Source organism: Nocardia sp. NRRL WC-3656 (assembly GCF_000720265.1).
Lineage (GTDB): Bacteria > Actinomycetota > Actinomycetes > Mycobacteriales > Mycobacteriaceae > Nocardia > Nocardia nova.
This window is the reverse complement of sequence record NZ_JOJF01000067.1, coordinates 1-3,324: the sequence shown is the minus strand read 5'-3', so window position 1 is coordinate 3,324 and position 3,324 is coordinate 1. Positions and strand designations below refer to the sequence as shown.

1 protein-coding gene is annotated in these 3,324 nt (G+C 63.4%); it reads left to right on the top strand.

Features of this window, described 5'->3' with window-relative positions; translation table 11 throughout:
* Positions 1 to 3,324, top strand: a 3,324-nt coding sequence (locus IG65_RS35470) for a helix-turn-helix domain-containing protein (RefSeq protein WP_156055928.1), incomplete at both ends; no start/stop codon positions are given.

The following is a 3,324-nucleotide window of genomic DNA, read 5'->3' as shown; positions in this document are numbered from 1 at the left end:
CGTGGCCTGCCGATGATGGCGGCCGCCGCCGACGAATCCGGCATAACCACGTTCGACGACGGCTCGGGCAAATCCTCCTGGTTCGAACTACACCGACCCCACCCCGAGGGCGATCCAACCACACCCGCCGAAGACACCGACGCCAACCGGGCCGGGGCAGACCCGACCGACAACAGTTTCGATACGATGGCCCAGTGGCTCATGGCCGACCGTAAACGCCGCGAGCTGAGCCGACCGGATATCGCGGCTCGTATGGGCCGTAGCGAAAGCTGGGTAACCAGCATCGAACTGGGCCGACTCGCTGTCACCGCAGACTATCTACGCGAATATGCTGCGGCCGTCGATCTTTCCGAACAGGTTGTGCGTTCCGCCGTTGCACGTTTCGAACCCCGGCTCGCGGACCATTTCGCCGACTCGATCCCACAACCGACCGAAGACCGATTCCGAACTATCGGCGAGTGGTTCGTCGCGCTGCGCGAACATCATGGGTGGACGGCGAAGACAGCCGCTGGCCGGATCGGCCTCCACGCCACCGCGATTCGAAGGACGGAGAAGGGGCAGCAACGAGTAACTCTCAATTATCTGCGGGGAGTGGGCTCCGCATATGGTCTACCGGACGAAACTCTGCGCGCCGCGGCTCGTCGTTTCGCACCCGAGTTGTCGGACTACCTGACCGATTCGGTTGCGGAACCGACCGATCCCCGATACCGGACGTTGAACCAGTGGTTGACGGCCGTGCGGAAACAACACGGCTGGACGATCGGGCAACTCGCCGACCGGATGGACGTGTCGGTCTTCACCGTACGAGAGGTCGAGGGGGGCGGCACTGTCACCCCGGACTTTCTGCGTGCGTTTGCCGCCGCTCTCTCGATACCCGATGAGACCCTTCTGCTTGCCGAGCGGCGTTTCACGACGCCGGATCCGACGGAATTCGAGTCGATCGGTGACTGGCTCGGAGCTGTCCGGGAACGCCACGATTTGGACCAGACGCAACTCGGCGCCCTGATGGGGCGTCATCGGACAGCGGTGTCCATGGTGGAAAACGGCCGCCGCCGCCCCGGTCTCGGTTATCTGCGTGACATAGTCGATGCGCTCAGCATATCGGACGCCGAACTCGTTTCTGCGCTTCTCTTTTTCGATCTGCCCCTGGCAAATCATTTCAGAGATCCTATTCCGGACCCGACCGAACCGGAATTCCGAACGTTGGGTGACTGGCTGCTTGTGGTGCGTGAACAGCACGGGTGGACACAGAAGCGCCTTGCGGCTCGCATGGGCCGGGGTCATGAAGCGGTCTTGAAAGCAGAAAAAGACATTGCCGTCACACGGAACCATCTGCGAGCCTTCGGCAAGGCGCTCGGAATCCCTCGCGCCACACTGCACGCGGCGACACTTCGATTCACGCCGCACTTGGCCGACCCTTTCAGCGCCACCGCTCCCGATCCTAGAGACCCGCGGTTCGAGACGATCGGAGATTGGCTGACAGCCAACCGTCTGCGTCGAATCTGGACCCAACAAGAAGTGGCCGACCGCGCCGGCCTTTCCAAAAAGCGTGTGTGGCAAGCAGAGCACAGTGAAAGCCTGCCGGAGGAGTTGTTGCACCACATCGCCGGCGCACTCGGCATTCCCGAGCAGATGATCGCAGTCGCACAGCGGCGGTTCACGGTGCCTGATCCGAACGATCCTGCATTCGATACCTTGGGCGACTGGCTCCGCGCCAACCGCGAACGTTTCGGCTGGAGCCGGCAAGAACTGGCGAACCGAATAAATGACCATCGCGTCGCAATATGGGACGCGGAGGACACCAATCGCCCCATCGGTCCTCGACTCCTCCGCGATCTGCGTATAGCGCTGGGCATTCCCATCGAGATCATGCAGGATGCCCTCCGCCGCTTTGCTCCCGAACTGCAAGACTATTTCGGTACATCGATACCTCGCGCGCGTGACCGCGCATCGATCGGAGAATGGGTCACGGCGGTCCGGCAACATCACGGGCTGACCAAGAAGGACCTTGCCACCCGGATGGAACGCCATCAACGGACGGTCGCCGATGTCGAAAACGGGGGTCGAGCAACGCTCGATTTCCTTCGAAGACTGCGCGATTCGATAGACATGCCACGGGAAATACTTCGCGAGGCGGTCGAGCAGTTCTTGGTTCCTGGCACCCCGGAGGAAAGACCGGAAGACACGCTGTTCTGGCAACTGATAGACGCACCGGTCGGGTCCTCGGACGAGACGCGGATCCGAAACACGATCTTCGAACAGTTCGACTGGATCGCCATCGCAGCCGCTCGACGCTGGAATTCTCTGCCGGAATCTGTCGAGGATCTCTCCCAGCGGTTCCGAGAGGCGATACTCGGCGCGATCCGCAATCATGTGCCGGGCGGACCGCCGTTCGCCGCCCACGCCTGGCGCAGTGTCCGCGGCGCGATGCTGAGTTCATATTTCGAATCAAGGTTCCCCAACCTCGACAGACCGACACGACTACTGGTGGTCCGGGTCTACACGTTCGTCAATCGCCATGTCGAAAAGACCGGTAGACGACCAGAAGTCGACCAGATCGCCGCAGCGCTGGATCTCGCTCCCACCGAGGTCAGAGGTGCCCAGCAGCTCATCGCCGGAAAGACGTCATCGCTCGATGCCAACGCGCCGGGGATGGATCGTCCGCGGCAAGTGGCCGACCCAACTCTTGCCACGGCCGACGTCGAGTTTGCGACCACGGTACGCGCGGCACTGCAAGACCTACCGGACCCGGCTACCGCCGAACTCGTGGTCGGCGCACTCATGCAAGGCCTCTCGCCCGACGAGGTCGAGGCGCGACTGAACATCTCGCCGGAAACCTTCCAGCAGCTGACTCTGGAAGTCAGCGAGGTTCTCCGTACTGTCTTCGCCCGGCCTACCGATGAGGCCCGGGACGACGATGAGCCGCCGACGGCAGACTCCGAACAAGGTGGGCGTTCCCCGGGCCAAGCCCGGCAACAGACACCACGGCGTCCTCGGCCAGGGGGAATGGACCAACCCGCTCCCGGACCGGACGTTTCGTTCGACGCTCCCGACACCTTCCAGCCGCGCGGTCGGCGCCGCAATCGCTTCGGAGACCCCGAGCGGCACGCAACCTTTTACGCCGACGACCCCGAGCTCACCCCGGATGCCCATGCCAACGCCCCGAAGGCTGCGGAATTCGACGAGACCGCAGCACCTATCGGCAGCCGACCTCAGGAGGGCACGCGCGAGCAGTACACCGTGCGGGCGGCCGGCGCGGCACTGGGCCCCTCCGGCAGAGAGGGCGAGAGAACCCGCACCCACGCAGTCGCCGCGGAACGTCAC